Origin of the sequence: Ignavibacterium sp., assembly GCA_032027145.1 — a bacterium.
In the GTDB taxonomy this organism is placed as follows: Bacteria; Bacteroidota; Ignavibacteria; order Ignavibacteriales; family Ignavibacteriaceae; genus IGN3.
The window spans coordinates 2,484,791-2,507,556 of record JAVSMP010000001.1 but is presented as its reverse complement, the minus strand read 5'-3'; the positions used below and the strand labels follow the sequence as shown (position 1 = coordinate 2,507,556).

The following is a 22,766-nucleotide window of genomic DNA, read 5'->3' as shown; positions in this document are numbered from 1 at the left end:
CATTTAGTTTGATTTTTGCTTTTCGTTTTGAAGAAAATGAAACAACAAGAAGAAGAGAAAAATATTGCAGTTAACAGGAAAGCCAGACACGAATATGCAATTTTGCAGACATTTGAAGCTGGGATTGTTCTTGCGGGTACAGAGGTAAAATCTCTTCGAGAAGGTAAAGCAAACCTTGTTGATAGTTATGCTCTGATTAAGAATAATGAAATCTGGCTTTTAAGTTTACACATTAGCGAGTATAAACAAGGCAACATCAATAATCACATACCAACCCGTGATAGAAAATTATTGATGAACAGATCTGAAATAAGAAAGCTAATCGGTAAAACGAAAGAAAAAGGGCTAACTTTAATTCCATTAAGATTATATTTCAAAAGCGGCAGAGTTAAAGTTGAATTAGCTTTGGCTAAAGGCAAGAAAGTATATGATAAACGACACGATATAGCCAAAAAGGATTTTCAGAGAGAACAGGAAAGAAAAATTAAATACTAATTGAAGAAGAATTAAAAATTAAAGATGAGCATAGTTAAATTTCCGTCATTAAATGAACAAATGGATGTCATCAAACGGGGAACTGTTGAGATAATTCCTGAAGAAGAACTTGTAAAAAAACTAGAGAAATCATTAAAGACTAATAAACCATTAAATGTAAAGCTTGGATGCGATCCAAGCAGACCTGATCTTCATATTGGTCATTCAGTAGTGATTAGAAAACTTGCTCAATTTCAGGAACTTGGACATCAGGCAATATTAATTGTTGGTGATTTTACAGGAATGATCGGCGATCCATCAGGAAGAAATGCAACCCGCCCTGCCCTTTCACTGGAGCAAACCAGAATAAACGGAGAAAGTTATTTTGAGCAAGCTTCTAAAATTCTGAATAAGGCAAAAACCAAAATCGTTTACAACTCTGAATGGCTCAGTAAAATGTCATTTGAAGATGTAATTAAACTTTCTTCAAAATATACTGTTGCAAGGATGATTGAACGAGATGATTTTACTAAAAGATTTAAATCCGGCGAGCCAATTAGTATTCATGAATTTTTATATCCGCTTGCTCAAGCGATGGATTCAGTTGCAATTGAAAGTGATGTAGAGCTTGGCGGAACTGATCAGAAATTTAATCTATTAGTTGGGCGTGATATTCAAAGAGAATTTGGATTAGAGCCTCAGATTATTCTTACAATGCCTTTACTTGTTGGAACTGATGGTGTGGAAAAGATGAGCAAATCGCTTGATAATTATATCGGTATTACTGATGAGCCATCACAAATTTTCGGAAGGACTTTATCAATTCCAGATAATCTTATTTACACATATTTTGAATTAGCAACAGATGTATCAAGTAATAAGCTTGAAGAATTAAAAACTCAGCTAAAAGATAAAAGTATTAATCCAAGGGATTTAAAGCGTGAACTAGCAAGAACCATCGTTAAAATGTATCATAATCAGGAAGCTGCTGAGTCTGCTCAAAAAGAGTTTGATAATATTTTTATAAACAAAGGCTTACCTGATGAAATAGAAGAATTCAGTATTGGGAATAACAAAGAAATTAATATTTTAGATCTGATTGTTTTAGTAAACTTTGCGCCTTCAAAAGGTGAGGCACGAAGATTAGTTCAACAAGGCGGTGTTTCAATAGATGGTGATAAAATCAGCGATCTGCATCAGATCATTTATGTAAAATCAGGAATGATTTTAAAAGTTGGAAAACGGAAATTCATTAAATTCAATTAACTTAGAATAGAAAGGGAAGAAAATTGTATCTACCAACAAAAGTTTTTTTTACCAAAGGTGTTGGAAGACACAAAGAGTACTTAAGCTCTTTTGAACTTGCACTAAGAAATGCAAAAATAGAAATCTGTAACCTTGTAACTGTAAGCAGTATCTTTCCTGTTGGATGCAAACGCATCTCTGTAGATGAAGGAGTAAAACTTATTACACCCGGTCAGATTACACATTGTGTTATGGCAAGAAACTCTACTAATGAGCCAAATAGATTAATTGCAGCTTCGTTAGGTGTAGCAATTCCTGCAGATAATAATGCCTACGGATATCTTTCAGAACATCATCCATTTGGTCAGACTGAAAAAGTATGCGGAGAGTATGCAGAAGATCTTGCTGCTACAATGCTTGCTACTACTTTGGGCGTTGAATTTGATTCTGAAAAGGATTGGAGTGAAAGAGAAAACATTTACAAAATGTCCGGCAAGATTGTCCGTTCATTTAATGTTACACAGTCTGCTGAAGGAGATAAAAACGGTTTGTGGACTACCGTACTAGCAATAGCAGTTTTTCTTCCATAGAAAGATTACCCTGCCTTGATAGCTGAATCTTCTTATTGGTATTTTTTTTCTGTCATAGTTGCATTGCTTCTGTTTATTGATTTATATGTAACAGATCATAGACGCGGAAAAATAACTTTAAAAGCAAGTCTTATTTGGAGCGGTGTTTGGATATTAACCGCTCTTCTTTTCAATCTATTTATTTTTATTTACATGGAAGATGGTCATCAAAAAGCGATTGAATTTTTGACAGGTTATATAATCGAAAAATCGCTTTCGGTTGATAATCTTTTTGTATTCCTGATGATCTTCAGTATAATGGATGTAAAACCGGAAAATCAACCGCATGTGTTAAAATGGGGTATTATCAGCGCAGTAGTTTTCCGAGTTATCTTTATTTTAGCTGGTGTAACTTTAATAAATCTTTTTGAACCGGTTATTTATGTGTTTGCTGTAATCTTATTGCTTGCTGCTTATAAGATGGCTTTTGGCGGCAATCAAAAAATAGATGTTGAAAATAACTGGCTGTTAAAAATAGCACGAAAATATTTTAAGCTGAACACAACTTATAAGGGCAAAAAGTTATTTATAAAAGATAATCACAAGATTTACGTTACAACAACTTTTCTTGCTCTGCTTTTAATTGAATCATCAGATATAGTATTTGCAGTTGATTCAATTCCTGCAATCATTGCAATAACAAAGGACACTTTTATAATTATATCTTCAAATATTTTTGCTATACTTGGTTTAAGAGCGCTGTATTTTGCTTTGGCTGGTCTTATTGATCTTTTCGTTTATCTTAAATATGGAGTATCCGTTGTGTTGTTTTATGTTGGTATCAAAATGTTAGTTACTGATTTTTATAAAATCCCAACTGAGATATCACTTTTCATAATTGTAGTTGTGCTTGGCGGGTCAATTTTGCTTTCTCTTATTAAACGAAAAAGATTTTCTAATTAAACCTATCAAATGAATTAATAAAGCAACTGAAACCCCTACCAGCATTGGCTCAATTTCATATATAAACCCATGTAAATAATTCCGGATTATCAACCAAACCGTTCCAGATAAAATAGCAAGTATTATCTCAAGCAGAATAATTTTATTTGAAATAATAATTCTGGGATAATAGGCACTTATTACAGGTAAAATAATTCCGGGAATAAACAAAGACCCAATGATATACCAGATTTGCACAACAGATGGGACAGCATAAGCAATGATTACTGACAGAACTGAAGTAACAATTATACCAATTATGGTATAGAATTTAATTTTATCAATTCTTTTTCGGTTGCTGATTCGATAAATAAAATCATTACCAATAGTTGTAGCACTTAAAAACATAAAACTGTTTAGAGTAGAAATTATTGTAGCAAACATAGCAGCATAAAATATTCCCTTTAATCCCGGAGCAAGAATTTTTTCAGCTAATAATGGATACGCCATCATTGGATTTTCCAGATTTGGAATTATCGCCTTTGCATATAAACCGGTTGAAGTGGTAAGAAAATCAAATACAGCCCAAAATATTATAGAAATTAAAATTCCGTATTTAGCAACATTACCAGTCTTGGCTGAATAAGATCGTTGATGAAAGCCGGGATCAGCAAAAGTCCATAAAGCAATAAGAAACCAGACAATTAAAAATGTAATCGAAGCGTCACCGGTTAAAGAAAGGTGTGATTGAGGCAAATTTGATTTGAGGTAATCGATACTACCAAAGTTTAATACTGCAACTAAAACTATTATAATAAATCCGGTAAACATTATAAAAAACTGAAACGCATCGGTAAAAATATTCGATTTGAATCCGCCTTTAATCAGATATGAAGCAGAAAGTATTGTAGCGATAATAAGTGATAATAAATTACCGGTATCAAACACAAGCGATATTAAATTTGCACTCATCAGTAAATAAGGTGCTGGCGAAACAAGTATGAAAACAACAACTGCAGAAAGAAGTGCAGTATTTTTTCCATAAACCTGTTCAAGTTTTTCTGGAATTGTAAATAATGCTGCTTCACGAATTTTTTTTGCGAAAAACAGTGCGAATAAAAAAGCGAAAAAATAATAAGGCAAACCTTGTGTAAACCAGCTTACTAATCCGTAACGATAAGTAAACTCCCCAACTCCGATTATCCCACCATACCATGTAGATACATTAACAAGAACAAATAAAAACAATCCCATATTTCTGCCTGAAAGTAAAAAGCTTTCTGCATCTGATTTTACTTTACGTGAAGATAAAAATCCTATTATCAATAATGCTGAAAAGAACAGGACGATAATTGTTATATCAAACAAACTGAAAGAGATCATACTTTATCAGGCTTTGTAATTCTCTTATAACAAAAGCAACACCATTTTTAACTTCGATTGTTACATTACTATCTACACTAACATTTGAAGTGCTTTCATTAACACCAAAAGCCAGTGAACTGTTATTTAATTTATACTTCAGCCCTGCTGAAGTGACTTTTGTTTTTTTATCAAATGCATAGATAGAAATAATTTCACCAGGAATTGAAGGGAATCTGATTGTATTATTAACAGGAATAAGAAAAGATTTTTCTGCAGCAGTATAAATATTGATACGTGAAAGATACTTGATAACTATTCCTAAATTGCAAATTGTGTGGTCTAATCTGTCACCTGTAACACCTGATAAGACAACCTGAGAGAATTTATTTTTAATTGCGAACTTTATGCTCTTATCAACATCAGTATCGTCTTGTCTATTATATCTTATTACTTTAACTCTCTTGGAATAATATTTCAGATTTGAATCAGTTATAGAATCTAAGTCACCTATAATAAAATCAGGTATTAAATTTAATTTTCGTGCAGAGTTTGCCCCGCCGTCAGCACATATAATTGTAGTGAAACCTTTTTTGTGAAAATATTCTATAGTTTTTTTTGCCGGAGATTTGCCATTTGCTAAAATTAAACAACGCTTCATAATTTATTTTAAATAGTATATAGTTTATAGTAAGTTGACTTCTAATAAATAAAGCGATAGCTATTTATCAGAATCCGAAATTGTTTTATAATCCTAATTGAATACCTGCAATAAAGTTTCTGTCAGCGGCAGGAAAAAACTCTTTACCAATAGCATAAGCAGAATATAAATTATTAAAGATATTATTTACCTGTAAAAATAATTTTGAACTGTTTATACCGCCAAAAAAATTAAAATCATAGCTGCAATAAAAATCTGCTGTAAAATATGAATCATTAACATTGTCGTTATAATCAATAAATCCCGGAAATTTGGACAGATACTTAATTATTTGAGAATCAAAATTATCTGAGTAAAAACTGCTGACATATTTAGCACTTAGTTTAACATATAAATTGTTCGAATGAAATTGTATCCCGGCATTTGCCAGCATTTCCGGAAAACCACCTATTTTATTACCACTAAGATCAATCCAATCCAAATCACTAATAAAATATTTTCCATTATTAATTTTATTCGAGCTAAAAGTAGTATTACCAAAAAACTCTAATGCTCTGACTGGTTTGTAAATAAAACTAATTTCTGTTCCTGCATGTGTTGTTTGATCAACATTGCCTGTAACCGGCTGCCCGAATCTATCAAGTTTTCCGCTTTTAACAATTTCGTTTTCAAAAATCATATAATAGAAATTAACATTAAGTGATAAATCTTCTGATTGAAAAGATAATCCTATCTCGATATCATTCATGGTTTCCGGTTGAACATTTGGCTCCGCAAAATTATAAGTGCCGTTTGCATTTAGTGCAAATTGCGGCTGCTCTCCACCGCTTGATTCTGCTGCGTCGTAATAATTCTTCAACCTTGGTTCTCTCGTAACTCTGGCAAATGATATAAATGAACTGATTGTTTTTGAAAACTTATAATTAAATCCTACTCTTGGATTAACAAATAAATTATCAATTGTAAATTCATTTCCGAGATATCTTTCATTAAATAAATGATATTTGTGATATGTAACCTGTATCTCGCCAAGTAAATTTATATTATCATTCAGATTATAGAGTTCGTGAATAAAGCCGGAAAATATATTTTTCGCACCATTGTAATAATAGTATTTATAGTCTTTATTAACTCCTTCGGGAATATTTTCAGCATAATTTATACTGCCCCAATGTTCTGATTGATGAAATCTGAATTCACCTCCGATAATCAACTGACCATTGAGATGATTAAGACTTACTTTAGGAATCCAGCCAAATTGTTTGTTTTCAACCTGCGCACGAATCAAAGCATTAACAGGAATTTGAGTCGAATCAAATCCATTAGATTTAAGTCTGAAATAATCATCATAATAAACAGACCACGAACCATCATAATCAAAAAAGCCCGAGCCATAAACATAAAACAAAGCAGAATTAAACTTAAGATTATCTTTAAGATAAAATTCATTCAACAATTCAAAATGCGGCTGGGAGAAGTTTTCAATTTCTTCAGGTCTTCTGTTTAACACATAGCTGTATTTGTTTTCAGCTGCTTCCCAATAAGAATAATTAGCTTTTCTTTCTACAGGATCTTTTACAGCAAACTTAGCAATGCCGGTGTAAGCTAATCCATCAGATATCGGACCGCCGTAAAGATTTAGCTGAGTTGTAAAGTTATCATCATATCTTACAAATGACAGATGATATGCATTTAGCTTTGACCAGGATAAATTTCTATAACCTGAACTAAATATCTGAGAAAGCTTTGCATAAACCGAATAACGATTATCTATTAATCCGCTTGCAAATGAAGCACTATATTTTTTTGTATTATATGAACCTGCTGAGACAAGCAAATCAAACCTTGTTCTATCAGAAAAGGGCGATGTAATTATGTTTATTGAACCGCCTACAGATGGAAAGCCGATAACTCCTGAGCCTGAACCTCTCTGAACCTGAAGCAATTCTGTGCTTGCTAGCAGATCAGGAAAATCCAGCCAATACACATTGTGATCTTCAGGATCGTTTTGTGGAATACCGTTAATTGAAACTGAAATTCTTCTCTGATCAAATCCACGAATACTTAAATAATTGTAACCTATTCCATTTCCGTTTTCTGAATAGAATGTTGTTGATGGAAGTTGTGACAAATAACCGGGCACATCCTGAACGACATAATCTCTGCTAATTTTTTCTCTTAGGATTTTGTCAAAAGAAATTGGAGTAACACCCTTTTTTCCAACACTTGCTTCAATAAGAATAGTTTGTGAAGATAAGATTTTACTTTCAAGCGGGATTTGAATTTCTTCCGTATTATTTTTTGCTATCAAAACTTCTTTAGTTTTATAGCCAACAAAACTGATTATGATAATACTTGTATCAGTAAAATTAAAATCAAGAGAAAACAAACCGTTTCCATCAGTAATTGTTCCAACACTTGTTCCTTTTATCAGAATATTAGCTGCTTGCAGAGGTACTTTGGAATCAGAATCAAAGACGATTCCTTTTACAGATTTGATTTGCGGAAATATCTCAAAACAAAAGAATAAAAAAAGAATGATTATTTTTTTCATAATTACTCCAAAAAAAATAGCCGTTCTGGAAAAACGGCTACTTAAAAAATCATTCTTTCACCCGTTTTCCTACGCTGGCATTATCCAGATCAGGTTTTTAGGGTATTATCTCAGATATCCCACGGGTAGGCGGGATAACACCCCTAACGGCTCAGTAAATAAATATTGTTTTTAGTTAACTAAAAGTTTTTGTCCTGCTTGAATATTATTTGATTTTAAGTTGTTTAGTGATTTTATCTTTGCAACTGAAGTATTATAGCGTTGTGCAATTGAGAATAACGATTCACCTTTTTTAACAGTGTAAACCTGATTATTGGTTTTTGAATTCTTAACAGTTGTCTTTGTTTCAGTTGGAATATCATTAATGTTTGCATCAGAATAAATTTTAAGAGTACTGCCAGCTAAAATTTTATTGCCTGATATATTATTCCAGTTTTGAATATCTGAAATCTTTACACCATATTTATCAGCAATCTGTCCGATAGAATCACCAGTTCTAACTTTATAATAGTTTACATTTGATGTATTCTTGGTTGTATTATCACCGTATGTTGAGCTTGAAGTTCCGCTGTAAATTTTTAAAGTGCTGCCGGCAATTACTTTATTATCTGACAGACCATTCCATTTTTTAATCTGGTTGATTGATACTCCAAATTCTTCTGCAATTTTACCGAGGTTATCACCTCTTTTAACTTTGTATTTAAAAATGTTATTCTTAGTAACAGTATTTGTCTTTTCATTATTAGAGGTATAATTGAAATTTCCTTCGGAATAAACTCTCAAATTCTTTCCAGCAACAATTTTATTCCCGGAAATATTATTCCAATCTCTTAATTGATTTACACTTACACCATATTTAGCAGCAATTAAACCTAAAGTTTCACCTCTTTTTATTTTATGGTAAAGGATTCCGGAATTTTTATTTGAATTTTTCGAAACAATATTTTTATTCTTTTCAATTTCTGTAGATTTATCAAGAGAAGCATAATAATCTTTCATTGTTTCAGGAACGTAGATATTTAATGTTTGACCAATTTTAATTGTAGTTGTGTATGGAATATTATTCCAGTTTCTAATATCACTTACTCTTGAATTAAACAAATCAGCAATACCTAATAAACTATCATCATTTTTTACTTTATAAGTTACTGCAACAAAACCTTCCGGAATCATTGAAGCAGTAGATTCCTCAATTAAAGTTTCGATGTTATCAATGTTTTCGTTTGCTGTTGTTTGACCATTCGATATTACTTCATCCTCCTCATCAATTTCCTGAGTTTCATTTAAGGCTAATGTATTATTACCATTAAGATTTGCATAAGGCGAGATATAATCTTCATTTTGATTTTGTGAATTTATATCTTGTGCGATCTGTGTATCGGTGTTATCAGAAAAATCATTTACATTAAGACTGGTTAGAACCGGAATTTTTAATTTGACTCCGGAATATAACTTAGATTTGACGGTAATATTATTTGCATCTGCAAGATCTAATTTAGATATACCATATCTGTTTGCGATCTTAGTAACAGTCTCTCCCTTTTTAACTGTATGAACCAAATAGGTTCTTCTTGCAGACTCAGGAATATTCTGCATCTTTAATACAAAGCTGTTCAATGATCCCTTTGGTATTTTCAATGGATATCCGCCCTGAAAATTTGATGGGGTTGAAAGCTGAGTTAATTCAGGATTCATTTCCTGAAGCAATTGTAATTCAGTATTGGCACATGCTGAAAGGAATTGCAAATCAATTGCACCATCAACAGTATAGACATCATACTCAAAAGGTTTTTGATAATTGATATCAGTAAAACCGTATTTTTCTGGTTCCATTGCAATCATACTTACTGCAATATAAATCGGGACATAGTTTCTTGTTTCTTTTGGTAAATGAGGTCTGACTGACCAAAAAGTATTACCTTTTGATTTTCTCAATGCACGCGTAACTCTTCCTTCACCGCAATTATACGCGGCAAGTGCAAGGTACCAATCACCCAGATTTGTATAAAGATCTTTAAGATGTCTGGCAGCAGCATAAGTAGATTTAACTGGATCCCTTCTTTCATCATAATAAAAACCGGTTTCAAGCCCATATAGCTTACCAGTGGATTTGATGAACTGCCATAAACCAACAGCACTAGCCCAAGATCTTGCAGTTGGATTTAAGCCGCTTTCCATCATACTTAAATAAACCAATTGTTTCGGTGTACCGACTTCTTCGAAAACTTTGGTCATCATCGGAAAATATCTGCCTGAGCGCTCAAGCCATCTTCTCATTGCTGTACTGCCTTTTCCTGTAAAATAACTCAGCCATTGCTCAACGTATGAATTTAATTCCAATGGAATATCAGATGGAATAACTATCCGCTCTGTTTTTTCAAATTCATTATTTGTCAGAACAAGCTCAGGTACCGATGTTTTCATCCATTCTTCATAAGCAGCAAATGAAATTGATTCCGGCAGTTCACTTAATCCATCAATAAAACTTTTATAGTCGTCAATAATTGAGTTTTCTAACTCAACATAGGCAGCGTTATCATCTATGCCCGGATAGTAGCTAAGATTATTAATTATCCTTAAAGCAGCTTCATAATTTTCAACTGTTTCCTTAGTGCTGTTTAATTCCTGCTTTTTTAATGCAAGAACGTAATATTGTCTTGCTTCCTCTAACATTTCGGAAACTATACCAACTCTTTTTGTATTTTCAATTGTATCTGAATGATAATGATTTGTAATTTCTGATGTGGATGAACAAGCTGCAAGTAAAAGCATTGTTAACATCGCTATTGGAATTAGTATGTATTTATTCATCAGCACTCCGAAATAAAATTATGGTTGTTAATATAAGTTTTCATTATTCTTTTTACAAGTAATATTTTAACCAAATCAGATAACATCAATAATAACAATGGCTTATAAAATCAAAGTGGAATATTATTATGTTTTTTTCTAGGATTATTATCTACCTTATTTCTTAATAGATCAAAAGCATTTATTAGTATCTTCTTTGTTTCTTCAGGATCTATAATATCATCCAAAAAACCTCTTTCAGCCGCGATATATGGATTAGCAAACTTTTCGATGTATTCGTTCAGTTTAAGTTCAAGTTCTTGTTCAGGATTTGCTGATGATTCAATCTCCTTCTTGAAAATTATCTCAACGGCTCCTTTTGGACCCATCACTGCAATTTCAGCAGTAGGCCATGCAAAATTGTAATCGCCTCTGATGTGTTTTGAATTCATTACATCATAAGCTCCGCCATAGGCTTTTCTTATAATTAAAGTAACTTTTGGTACAGTGGCTTCGCTAAAAGCAAATAACAATTTGGCTCCATGTCTTATTATTCCATTCCATTCCTGTTCTGTGCCAGGTAAAAACCCAGGAACATCAACTAAAACAAGCAAAGGAATGTTAAACGCATCACAAAATCTGACAAACCTTGCACTTTTTACCGATGCATTAATATCCAAAACTCCCGCCAAAACTTGCGGCTGATTTGCGACAATTCCGACACTCATTCCTCCTAATCTGGCGAAACCGCATATTATGTTTTCAGCATAATTTTTATGAACTTCAAAAAAACTTTCTTCATCAACAATATTGAGAATTACTTCTTTCATATCATAGGGTTTATTTGGATTATCTGGTAATATGTGCTTTAGTTTATCATTCTCAGCAGATAAACCGAAATTAAATTCAACCTGAATTGGTTTTTCCTTAAAGTTTGAAGGAATAAAACTTAAAAGTTTTCTAACATTTAACAATGTTTCTATTTCATTATCATAAACAAAATGAGCAACACCACTTTTTTGACTGTGAGTATCAGCCCCTCCAAGTTCTTCAAAGGTAACATCTTCGTGTGTAACAGTTTTAACAACATTTGGACCGGTTACAAACATATGACTGGTTTTTCTGGTCATAAAAATAAAATCAGTAATTGCCGGTGAATAAACAGCTCCGCCAGCGCAAGGACCAAGAATAACAGATATTTGCGGCACTACACCTGAAGCTAATGTGTTAAGAAGAAAAATATCAGCATATCCTCCTAAGCTATTTACACCTTCCTGTATTCTTGCACCACCGGAATCATTTAATCCAATAATAGGAATGCCGGCTTTCATAGCAAGCTTCATAATTTTCACAATTTTTTCAGCGTGTGTTTCAGACAGTGAACCGCCGAAAACAGTAAAGTCTTGTGAAAACAAAGCAACCGGTCTTCCACTAATTTTAGCAAATCCGGTAACAACGCCATCACCAGGATAATTTTGTTTATCCAATCCAAAATCTTTTGTCCGGTGTTTTACAAACATCCCGATTTCTTCAAAACTGCCTTCATCAACTAAGAGTTCTATCCTTTCACGAGCAGTTAGTTTCCCCTTATCATGCTGACTTTTAATTTTTTGTTCACCACCGCCAAGTTTAGCATCCTCTTTTTTTTGAGATAACTCGTAAAGTTTGTTTTTCATAACAACCCTGTAATAATTAAACAGTGTGATTTAGAAATGGATTAAATATTCTTTCTTTTCCAATTGTACTGGATTGACCATGACCAGGAAAGATAATTGTTTCATCCGGAAGAGTCAGTAGTTTATCCTGAATGCTTTGTATTAAAGTATCGTAATTACCACCCCAAAGATCTGTTCTTCCAATACTTTCACTAAAAAGAACATCACCTGTTATACAAGATTTTATATCAGGAATATAAATGCAAAACTCGCCGGCAGTATGTCCTGGAGTGAATAAAAACTCTATCTCAAATCCACCTATACTAAGTTTTTTATCTTCTGATAGAAAATCATCGGGTCTGATATTTATTGAAAAATCAATTCCAAGCATACCAGCCTGCATAGAAGCGTTTTCAATTAAAGGCAAATCCAATTCAGGTGCTAAATATTTAGGATTATATCTTTTCTTAATAAACTCACATCCGAAGATATGATCTATATGACAATGTGTATTGATAAGATATTTTACTTTAAGATTTTTCCCATCAATAAAATCTGCCAGTATATTTTCTTCTACAGGATTACTGCAGCCCGGATCAACAACAGCGCTTTCTAATAATTTATCATCCCAAATAACAATTGTATTTTCAGAAAATAAATTGAATGTAAATATCTTTATCTGAATCATATTTATCTTTTAAAATTATTTTTTATTCTCGAAAAGAGCTTCTTATTGTAGGAATTGTAATTATCCCTGATTTCTTCCAGGGAATCTCCGCCAAACTTCTGAATAAAATATTTAGCAATAACCCATGCAATCATTGACTCAGCAATTACAGCACAAGCAGGTACAGCAACAAAATCACTGCGTTCTCTTCTTGCGTCAACTTTCTTCATATTAGAGAGATTTACACTTTCAATAGGAGACATCAAAGTTGCAATAGGTTTCATTGCTGCTCTAACAATTATTGGAAGACCTGTGGAAATTCCTCCTTCAATACCACCAGCACGATTTGTATTTCGTGAAAATAATTCTTTATCTAAAATAATCTCGTCATGCGAATTTGAGCCATATTTATCAGCTAATAAAAAACCTTCACCTACTTCAACAGCTTTAACAGCATTTACAGACATTATTGAATAAGCAATCTCAGCATCAAGTTTTGTATCATGATTCATAAAACTTCCAAGACCAACAGGAACTCCGGTTGCAACAGTTACAAAAGTACCGCCTAAAGTATCTCCCTTTTTTTTAGCATTTTTTATTTTATTGATAATTTTTTCTTCCTGTGTATTCTCTAAAACGCGAACTACACTTTTATCAGCTTTATCTGATATAGTTTTTGCAGTAAAGTTTTTTTGCAATCTGTTTTGAAATAATTTTTCTGTGAATGGTTTTTCAGGATAAACCCCGCCGATACTTTCAACAAAACTTCCGATGGTTATCCCGAATTCTTCAAGTAATTTTCTTGCAAAGCAGCCAGCCGCAACACGAGCAGCAGTTTCTCTTGCAGAGGATCTTTCAATCGAGTTTCGTATATCATCAAAATTATATTTTGAAATGCCAACCAGATCAGCATGACCAGGGCGTGGAATAGTCACTTTCTGAATTTTATCATCAACCGGCTCAACTGACATAATAGTTTGCCAGTTTTCCCAATCATTATTTCTGATTAACATCGAAACCGGTGAACCAAGTGTCTTCCCAAATCTAAGCCCGGAAATAATTTCCACATTGTCGGATTCGATTTTCATCCTTAATCCACGACCATAGCCTGATTGTCTTCGCTTAAGCTGAAGATTAATATATTCTTTTGATATTTTTAAGTTAGAAGGAAAGCCGTCAACTATAGTAGTTAATGCTTTTCCGTGCGATTCTCCTGCTGTCAGAAATCTTATCATTTACTTTCCAATATTTGCAGCAAATATAAAAAAAACGTCCCGAATAATCGGGACGTTCACAGAAATTATTTATCGTTTTTTATTCAGGTATTTCCAGACCGATAAATTTTGAGTTACCATCTTTATCCTGAACTTTTAATAACACTGCTTTACCTTTTTTACTGTCAACTATTTTTTCAAATGCAGCAACATCATTAATCTTTTTCTTATCAGCTTCAACAATAACTAAACCGCTTCCAAGTTTTTGTTCTGCTGCTTTACTAAAGTTTTCAACTTTAGTAATAATTATACCTGAGTTAATGTTATAGTTTTCTTTATCCTTTTCGCTAAGATTTTTAACAGTCATTCCAATACTTTCAAAACTGACAGTATTTGATTTAGTTTCACTTTTTGAATTATTCTCACCTTTCATCACAACCGGTTTATTTTTAGCATCTTCATCACGTGCTTTTAGTGTTACTTTTCTATCAAGTTCCTTTCCGTCTCTGAAAATTTTAAGATTAACTGAAGTGCCGGCAGTTTTGGAAGCAATATATCCTTGTAATTCATTTGGCTTATTTAACTCACGCCCATCAACTGACAGAATTATATCTCCTGACTTAAGATCAGTTTCAGACGCAGCACCACCTTCAACAATACCTTGAATAATTATTCCTTTCGGTTTATCAAGACCAACTGACTTTGCCAGAGCATCATTAACTTCTCCAATATTTATGCCGATATATCCACGATTTACTTTTCCATAGGCAATAATTTCTTTAGCAACTGTCTTAACCAGATTGATTGGTATTGCAAATCCATATCCAATATAAGTACCGGTACCACGGGTAGCAATTGCAGAGTTAATACCAACAACTGCACCTGAAAGATCAACTAAGGCACCGCCGCTGTTTCCTGGATTTATCACCGCATCTGTTTGAATAAAATCCTCAATACCATAACTATCATTAATCAATCCCAATTGCCCTCTTCCAATTGCACTAACAATACCAGCAGTTACAGTAGAGGAGAGTGAAAGAGGATTACCAATTGCCATTACCCACTGTCCTACTTTTAGATTATCGGAATCACCAAGATATGCTGATGTTAAATTATCAGCATCAATTTTTATAACAGCTAAATCAGTTAATGGATCAGTACCAACAACCTTTGCACTAAATGTTCTTTTATCTGCTAATCCGACACTTACTTTTGTTGCATTATCAACAACATGATTATTTGTTAATATATAACCATCATCAGAAATTATTATTCCGCTCCCCGATCCCTGCTGCTCTTTAGGTATTTGATCATCGAACGGAAAAAAGAAAAAATCTTTATGCGGGTTTTCCCTCTCAGCCACTACGTTAATCTGTACGATTGCCGGAGTAACTTTTTCAGCAACTTCAATGAATGCTTTTGAAAAAGAAGTAGCATCTGCATCAAGATTAACCGGAGGATGATTTGCACCTAAATTAATATCTGCCCATCCTGGTCTTACTAAACCAAAACCTGAAACGAGTAAAGCTCCAAATAAAATTCCTACTACTACAAGGGCAGCCGCACCTAAAACACCTTTAGTTTTCATTTTTATTCTCCTATTATTTTTTTTTTGTATTATTAGATTCACACTTTATTCATTGGTATCGCAAATGCTGATAATTACCTCTACTTTTTATTTATAAATTCTGAATGATTGTATTCCTTTAAACCCTGTTATATGAAATCTTAAATATTGTTCCATTAAAAAAATGAACTTATCCATTATTCCAACATTAAATTTCTCTGTTAATCTATTGGTTTTTAGACAAAAGATTAAATCAAAAAGTTCCGCAGAGATTGTTTCAACACCTGAATGTGACTTAAAACAATCAGAACATAATATACCGGTATTAAAATCGAAACCGAGAGTCGTCCCGGTAATTAATTTGTTCCCACAAACAGAACATTTATCGGTTGATAACTCATAACCTAATTCTGACAGGAAGAAAAGTAAAAATCTCCCAAATAAAAAAGCAGGATTTTCTTTTTTGTCATTGATAAGATTTAAGATCTTTACTAACCCTTTAAATAATTTTTGGTTAACCTCGTGCTCGACTGTTAGATTTTTTATAAGTTCAATTACTGCAAAACCATATTTTGCCGAATTAAGATCTTCTTTAAGATTTATAAAATGTGAAATCAGGTTAGCATCTGAAAGTATCTGTATATCGCGCGTATTTTTTTTGTAAATGATAATTTGAAGATAATTAATCGGATCAATGATTTTTCCAATTTTTGATTTTGAACTTCTGCCGCCTTTAACAATAGCAGATAATTTACCATCAGTTTCGGTGTAAAGTGTAACTATGCTGCTTGTATCTCCGTAGCTTAGTTTTGAAAGTACAACCGCATCAGTTTTAATTATCTCGCTCATCGTATAAAATTATATGGGAAGGAATAAAAATCTTCTTCGGTAATAATTCCATTTATAAGATGTGCCGGAGTTACATCAAATGCAGGTGAAAAAGTCTGCAAACCCGGATCAGTAATTTGCTTACCATCTAAAGACAATATTTCAGATCCGTTTCTGTATTCAATTTCTATTTCATTTCCAGTTGCAATATTTCTATCAATTGTAGTTGAAGGGGCAGCAATATAAAACGGAATATTATGAAAATTACATAGCACTGCCAGATTGTAGGTACCTATTTTGTTAGCACTATCACCATTAAGCGCAATTCTATCAGCTCCTGTCAAAACCAAATCAACCTTACCCTGCTGCATTAAAACCGCAGCCATTGAATCAGTCTGAACCGTAAATGGAATTCCGTTTTTTATAAGCTCATAAGTTGTTAAGCGCAAACCCTGCAGCAAAGGTCTTGTTTCATCAACAAAGACATGTTTGATAAATCCATCATCAAATCCTTTTTTAATAATTGCGAATGCTGTTCCAAATCCGGCAGCTGCAAGCGAACCTGTATTGCAATGCGTCAGTATATTGGATTTTTTAATGAAAATATTAGCACCAATCTCAGATATTCTTTTAGAGCAATGTTCTTCATAATCAAAAATTGCTTTTGCTTCCTTAATCAGTATTTGATATACATTTGAATAATCAGAAATAATTTCAAAAGTTTTTCTCATTCTATCCAATGCATAAAAAAGATTAACTGCTGTCGGTCTTGTTGAGGCTAATCTATTATAAACTTTTTCAAAATGGTTTTTATGATTAGAAGTAATTCCTTTGAATGAAAGTGCTAATGCAAATGCTGCAGAAATTCCGATTAAAGGTGCACCTCGTAATTCTAATCTTTCGATTGCTGTTGCAATTCTTTCATAATCGTCAGTTTTAATATAAACTTCCTGCAGCGGGAGTTTTGTTTGATCCAAATATGAAAAACTTTCTTCTGAAAATTTTATTGCATAATAATTATTCATCATTTATAAATCACTCTGATTTATTAATTGAGTTTAATACACTTTATGATTAAGTAAATAGAACAATAAGCTCAAAACTAAAGAACCCCTTCTCTTATAAAGAAAGGGGCTTTTCGGAAAAACTATTCTAAATAATTTAATTGCTATTCTTGTTCATCAAATCTGGAAAGAGTCATAAATTCTCTAAAGCGATCTTGTATTTGCAAGTTAGATAATTCTTCGAGACCTTTTGTACTGAATTTCTCTACACAGAAAGATGCCATAGTACTTCCGTAAATAACAGCACGCTTTAAGCTATCAGGTGAGAGACTGCGTGTTTTATAGAGGTAACCAATGAATCCGCCTGCAAACGAATCTCCTGCACCAGTTGGATCAAAAATAGTTTCCATAGGATAAGCAGGAGCAGAAAAAACTATGTCTTCAACAAACAGAAGTGCACCGTGTTCACCTTTTTTAATAATTAAAATTTTTGGACCGAGTCCTCTGATCATTCTTGCTGCACGAATTAAATTTGGTTCGTGAGCGAGCAATCTTGCTTCACTGTCATTAATAATCAGTACATCAACTCTTTTTAAAAGCTTTAATAAGTCATCCTTTTTCCCTTCGATCCAAAAATTCATTGTATCACAAACAACAAACTGCGGATCTTCCATTTGATCTAAAACTCTTGATTGTAATACGGGATCAATATTGCCAAGACATATAAATTTAGATTTTTTAAAATTGTCTGGTATAACCGGATCAAATTTCTCAAATACATTCAACTCGGTTAAAAGAGTATCGCGTACATTTAAATCGTAATGATATTTCCCAGTCCACCGAAAAGTTTTACCGCCTTCTACAATCTGTAATCCTTCAGTATCCACATCATGGTCTTCAATGATTTTTATGTACTCTTTAGGAAAATCACTGCCAACAACGCCAACGAACTCAATAGGTCCGCCAAAATAACTTGCAGCAAGAGAAATATAAGAAGCTGATCCGCCCAAAGCTTCTTCAATTTTATCGAACGGTGTTATTACAGTATCTAAACCGAGTGACCCAACTACTAATAAGCCCAAAACATCTCCTATATATTTTATTTTAATTGATTCAGTAATCTAAAGGAAAAAAATTGTAATTTTTTTTACAAATATCATAAGCAAAATAGAAAAATACTTGATGAATGCACAATCTAAAGAGTAATCTCAATAAAGTTCAGAAACGAATTTCTATTAAGCAGATAATCAACAATTACATCAATAGATTTTCTTTGACCTTCCCAGGCATATAATTTTTTAGCTTGCTCAGGGCTGACCCATTTATATTCAGTATGTTCATTACTTATTTTAACTTTGCTGTTATATTTAACTTTAGCAGCAAAAACAGGCAGCAAACAGATATAATCATTATCCGGTGAGTAAAAAGAATTTACAGTTGGGGCAATCCAAAGTTTCTCTGGTCTTAATCCTGTTTCTTCTTTTATTTCCCTAAGTGCAGATTGATATGCAGTTTCGTTTTTTTTGATCTTTCCGGAAACCATTTGCCACAAATTAGGATAGTTTTGTTCCGGTGATCTTTTAAGCGCAAGAAATTCAAGTTTACCTTTATTAACTCTGAAAATATGTGCTTCAATTAAGTTTGATATAATCTTCATAATTACCTTTAATGATGTCATACATTGATTATGTACAGCATGACAAATTGTTGTTAAAAATATGCTCTTGCTTCAGCCCGTGCAGTATGTATAACCCTGCTTCCACTGCCCTGCACTCTTCCATCGTAACTGATTGTTGTTTGCAAAAATGATGAGAGACGGTAATCAAAATTTAATCTCCAGTAATAATTTTTCCCAATCTGATTGCCATTGGTAAGTTCATAAGGAATTAAATTTTCAGTAGTATTTGATAAAAGCTCATTCCTTTCAATTTCAATTCTTAGTCTGCCAGTACCAAGAAATGAAATATTAAATCTTAACAACTGTGAGTTAAGATCAATTACTGTTGGTGTTTTTGGATGAGTATCCTCACTTCTTCCTGCTTTTATTCTAAAACCGACCTCAATGTTTTTATCAGGGCGGTATGAAAATTCAGAAATTATATTATTGCTATTAATCTCTCTAATCCTGTTTGAATTAACCGGGGCACTGACGTTATCTATCTGGTTAATAAAGTCTGTTTGATTTGAAATTTCTTTTACCATTCTGAATTTTATTCTGATGCTTTGTTCGCGATTGTAATATCTTTCAAAACCGGAACTGAATTCATTTAACGCCTTCCTTTGAGTAAATCTCAATCTTAAAGATAATTCCTGATCATTCTCAAAAATAAAAATATCCTGTTGAATATAATTTGATCCACGAATAGTTGTATTTTCATTTTGAAATGTTGAGAGTTTTAACAAATAAATATTAGCATAATTTAAATCACGACTGTTCTCTTCGATCCTGAATATAGTTTCTGAAGATAACGGACTAATTACTTTTCCGATAAAAGTATTTTTATCAACCAGTTCAGAAAAATTTACTTTCCACCGGGTGCTTGTTTTCAGATCAATGACTGGAAACAATTCATCTGTCGGCAGAGTAACCTGAATAAAATCTCCATCAAACAATGCGGGTTCAAATTCATTCTCATCAGCAATTCCATTGTTGTTAATATCTCCAAGATAAGCAAAGTTGCCTGTTCCCTGTTCTACTCTTACGAATACTTTTTGTAAACGGGCAGATTTTTGTGTTGATACTTCATAATACAAATCACCATTTAGAAGCCGCTGCCAAAAGTTAAATTTTGTTCTGGATCGTATTAGTATTGTTTCGTTATCAAGAAAACCTTTTTGTTTAAGCTGTTCCTGATATCTCTTATTTCTGAAAGTAAGTACAAGATTTGTATTTACTTCTTTTATTCCGCTGTAATTAATTTCGAGTGTAAATGTTTTTGATCTGGATTCTTTTATCATTTTGCCATTTAAAGGTAAATGATCATCTCTGAGGGTAAACTTTGTTAAAGCTTTAATACCCGAAATTTCTATTAGTTCAATGAAAGGTGAATATTCGAAATACTTCAAACTTCCATTTAGTAAAGAATCTTTTGCAGTCTGTTTATCTTGTTTATCTTCAGCCATAAACTCAAAACCGGGTTTTAGAAACCAGACTGAATAATATGTATTTCCTTTATGCCTTAACCAATTGCTTTTTAGCAATGAAGTTTTTGAATTAACAATATCCAGATTGTATTCAACATTATAAGATTTCATATCAGAAAATCTGATTATATTATTAAAGCGGTCAGATGAAAAATCATTACCTTTCCTCAGAAATCCGGCAGATGAATTTACTGTTAGCTCATTTATTGGCTGAAGCAGCAATCCTATTTCTCTTAAAGATTCATCTTGTTGTTTTGTTTGTGCTGATGTATTGTAATTTCTGTTAAACTCAACTTCATCAAATCTATCTAAAGATGTAAACTTACCTTGTTTGTATCGGTCTTTGTATGAAAATCCAGCTCTGCCAAGATTCAATTCCCCGATCGTTATTTGTGAAGGTGAAACTTTTAATAAAACATTTCTTGCATAACCATAATTATCACCATCATCGTAAGAAGATAATCTATTCTTATCCCAAAGGCTTCCTGAATACTCAAGGCTTAATGAAATATTTTCAAAAGGAAGAATATCAATTGCTACGCTGCCAAGTTGTTTTAGCTGTGGAAGCGGCAAATAAATTATTGGCAGATAGCTTCCTTTTCCTATGCCGGTAAAATTATAATAACCAATACTCTGTCTTGAATAATCTCCGTTACCATCGCCGACAAAACTAAAGCTGACATTATACAGTGAAGCTGAATCACCCGGATTGTAAACATAATATGAAAACTGGTTTCCATTAATTATAGTATCAACCTTTGTATAAATACCTTTTATTTGCCCAAGTGAATCAGGTTCAGCAAGTTTTACACCGGATTTAACTGCCTTATCACGATCATCACCTGCAAGTGATAAAATATTTTTATCATCTTCACTAAGTGATAAATCAATAGGTGAATCCTGATCATCCCCTTCACGTAAATATTGAACTTTAAGATTTGCTTTTTCATTAAATAGCTTAACCGAAGTTCCTGCGCCAAAAAAACTTCTTGCAAATTGTCTGTCAGTATATTCAAAGTCCACACTTATCCTGCTGGCAGATGTTATTAATTTGTTTGGGGTAAAAGTAATTGTTGCATTTGAGTATTCGATTGCATAATCATTATTGTCACCTCGTTTCATTTCAACACCATCAAGAAATACTTTTTCGGTGCCGGCAATAATGATTATATCTCTTTCATTATTCAGTCCACTTAATCTGTATGGACCCTGCACACCATCCGAGCCATTAAAACTGTTAGTGTTAAACTTACCTCTTGAGTTTGCAATTGATACATAACCTGAAACATTACCGTAATTGAAATCTCCCATCAAGCCCTGAAGCTTTCTATCAATAACTCCAAACTCACCATACCTTTGCTTTAGCTGATAGTCACCAAATGTTCCTGTAACATTTTTATGCTTCATCTGAATAAAAACTTTATCAAGCTCTTCCAATCTCTCAGTATTCCCTTCAGGTTGGATTGGAGTGTTTTCATCAGTAAGGGCAGCAACAATTTCAATGTCATCAGAAATTTTGCCAGAAAGCTGTAAACGCAATCCACTGGTAAGTGAAAAATCCTTTGTTGTTCCTACAGTAAATCCTCTTACTATAGTTCCGCTTTTGTGCATATCCGAACCAAATATTGCATCGGGTGAAAATCCGCCCGAAGCTGATGAAAGCACCATAACAGTATCGCCTGTTTTATCATCAAATTTAAGAACCAGACTCTTTTTATAATATTCCTTTTTTAATGAAAGTTTAAAGGATCTGTATTTCACAATAAGAGTATCAAAAATAGAATAAGGCAGTGAGGGTGAAAGTTTGAAGTATCCCTGTGAATATAAAAACTCGTAATCTTCTGAAGTTAATTGTTTTCCTTTAAGATAAATCTGTTCTGAATTAGGGATGATATTAACCTGTGAAATCGGATAATGATTATTAAAGTTTATCGTAATTGTATCAGAGACAATAATTGTAGAGTAATCGCTTTGCGCTTTAGAAAGATTAGACCACAAGCTGCAAAAGAATAAAATCAGATATAAATATTTTACAGATTTCAAACAGTAGTAGATTTTTTTTTGAAAACTAATTTAAGCTATTGGTTAAA

The 22,766-nt window shown here is 32.8% G+C and carries 17 protein-coding genes and 1 riboswitch; of the genes, 4 read left to right on the top strand and 13 right to left on the bottom strand.

Features of this window, described 5'->3' with window-relative positions; all coding sequences use genetic code 11:
- Positions 1 to 27 precede the first annotated feature (27 nt).
- From smpB to ROY99_10540, 4 genes are read left to right on the top strand one after another with little or no spacing between them, the layout of a single operon-like run.
- Entirely contained in the window at positions 28 to 495 is a 468-nt protein-coding gene (smpB, locus tag ROY99_10555) for an SsrA-binding protein SmpB (GenBank protein MDT3696819.1), read from the top strand.
- A gap of 24 nt (positions 496 to 519) precedes the next feature.
- The gene (tyrS, locus tag ROY99_10550; protein ID MDT3696818.1) at positions 520 to 1,740 is read left to right on the top strand and encodes a tyrosine--tRNA ligase; all 1,221 of its coding nucleotides are present in this window, start codon (positions 520 to 522) and stop codon (positions 1,738 to 1,740) included.
- 23 nt (positions 1,741 to 1,763) lie between these two features.
- Positions 1,764 to 2,309 (top strand): arginine decarboxylase, pyruvoyl-dependent, encoded by a 546-nt coding sequence (locus ROY99_10545; GenBank protein ID MDT3696817.1) that lies wholly within the window; start codon positions 1,764 to 1,766, stop codon positions 2,307 to 2,309.
- A 15-nt stretch (positions 2,310 to 2,324) separates the two neighbouring features.
- Complete coding sequence (locus ROY99_10540) at positions 2,325 to 3,251, top strand: TerC/Alx family metal homeostasis membrane protein (GenBank protein MDT3696816.1); 927 nt, start codon at positions 2,325 to 2,327, stop codon at positions 3,249 to 3,251.
- On the opposite strand, the gene ROY99_10535 is transcribed toward ROY99_10540, so the two are convergent.
- The 13 genes from ROY99_10535 to ROY99_10475 all read right to left on the bottom strand — a co-directional run bounded on the left by ROY99_10535 (position 3,207) and on the right by ROY99_10475 (position 22,719).
- On the bottom strand, positions 3,207 to 4,613 hold the full coding sequence (locus tag ROY99_10535) for a sodium:solute symporter family protein (protein MDT3696815.1): 1,407 nt from the start codon (positions 4,611 to 4,613) through the stop codon (positions 3,207 to 3,209). The genes ROY99_10540 and ROY99_10535 overlap by 45 nt on opposite strands.
- A complete protein-coding gene (locus tag ROY99_10530) occupies positions 4,591 to 5,253 on the bottom strand; it encodes a thiamine diphosphokinase (protein ID MDT3696814.1) in 663 nt (220 codons plus the stop codon). Before ROY99_10530 ends, ROY99_10535 begins: the two co-directional genes overlap by 23 nt.
- Positions 5,254 to 5,338: 85 nt before the next feature.
- Complete coding sequence (locus ROY99_10525) at positions 5,339 to 7,807, bottom strand: TonB-dependent receptor (GenBank protein ID MDT3696813.1); 2,469 nt, start codon at positions 7,805 to 7,807, stop codon at positions 5,339 to 5,341.
- A gap of 49 nt (positions 7,808 to 7,856) precedes the next feature.
- Positions 7,857 to 7,962, bottom strand: a riboswitch (TPP riboswitch).
- Positions 7,963 to 7,978: 16 nt separating this feature from the next.
- On the bottom strand, positions 7,979 to 10,618 hold the full coding sequence (locus ROY99_10520) for a LysM peptidoglycan-binding domain-containing protein (GenBank protein MDT3696812.1): 2,640 nt from the start codon (positions 10,616 to 10,618) through the stop codon (positions 7,979 to 7,981).
- 110 nt (positions 10,619 to 10,728) lie between these two features.
- Entirely contained in the window at positions 10,729 to 12,273 is a 1,545-nt protein-coding gene (locus ROY99_10515; protein MDT3696811.1) for an acyl-CoA carboxylase subunit beta, read from the bottom strand.
- A 16-nt stretch (positions 12,274 to 12,289) separates the two neighbouring features.
- The gene (locus ROY99_10510; protein MDT3696810.1) at positions 12,290 to 12,940 is read right to left on the bottom strand and encodes an MBL fold metallo-hydrolase; all 651 of its coding nucleotides are present in this window, start codon (positions 12,938 to 12,940) and stop codon (positions 12,290 to 12,292) included.
- Positions 12,941 to 12,942: 2 nt separating this feature from the next.
- The gene (gene aroC, locus ROY99_10505) at positions 12,943 to 14,154 is read right to left on the bottom strand and encodes a chorismate synthase (protein ID MDT3696809.1); all 1,212 of its coding nucleotides are present in this window, start codon (positions 14,152 to 14,154) and stop codon (positions 12,943 to 12,945) included.
- A gap of 79 nt (positions 14,155 to 14,233) precedes the next feature.
- Positions 14,234 to 15,721, bottom strand: coding sequence for a Do family serine endopeptidase (locus ROY99_10500; protein ID MDT3696808.1), 1,488 nt, complete (start codon positions 15,719 to 15,721; stop codon positions 14,234 to 14,236).
- A gap of 87 nt (positions 15,722 to 15,808) precedes the next feature.
- Positions 15,809 to 16,549, bottom strand: coding sequence for a DNA repair protein RecO (recO, locus tag ROY99_10495; GenBank protein MDT3696807.1), 741 nt, complete (start codon positions 16,547 to 16,549; stop codon positions 15,809 to 15,811).
- Positions 16,546 to 17,556, bottom strand: a complete 1,011-nt coding sequence (gene mtnA, locus ROY99_10490) for an S-methyl-5-thioribose-1-phosphate isomerase (protein ID MDT3696806.1) — start codon at positions 17,554 to 17,556, stop codon at positions 16,546 to 16,548. Before mtnA ends, recO begins: the two co-directional genes overlap by 4 nt.
- A 140-nt stretch (positions 17,557 to 17,696) precedes the next feature.
- Entirely contained in the window at positions 17,697 to 18,614 is a 918-nt protein-coding gene (locus ROY99_10485) for a PfkB family carbohydrate kinase (GenBank protein MDT3696805.1), read from the bottom strand.
- 113 nt (positions 18,615 to 18,727) lie between these two features.
- The gene (locus ROY99_10480; GenBank protein MDT3696804.1) at positions 18,728 to 19,189 is read right to left on the bottom strand and encodes an NUDIX pyrophosphatase; all 462 of its coding nucleotides are present in this window, start codon (positions 19,187 to 19,189) and stop codon (positions 18,728 to 18,730) included.
- A 53-nt stretch (positions 19,190 to 19,242) separates the two neighbouring features.
- Positions 19,243 to 22,719 carry a hypothetical protein gene (locus ROY99_10475; protein ID MDT3696803.1) on the bottom strand — a complete coding sequence of 1,159 codons (3,477 nt, stop codon included), beginning with the start codon at positions 22,717 to 22,719 and terminating at the stop codon, positions 19,243 to 19,245.
- Between the last annotated feature and the right edge of the window lie 47 nt (positions 22,720 to 22,766).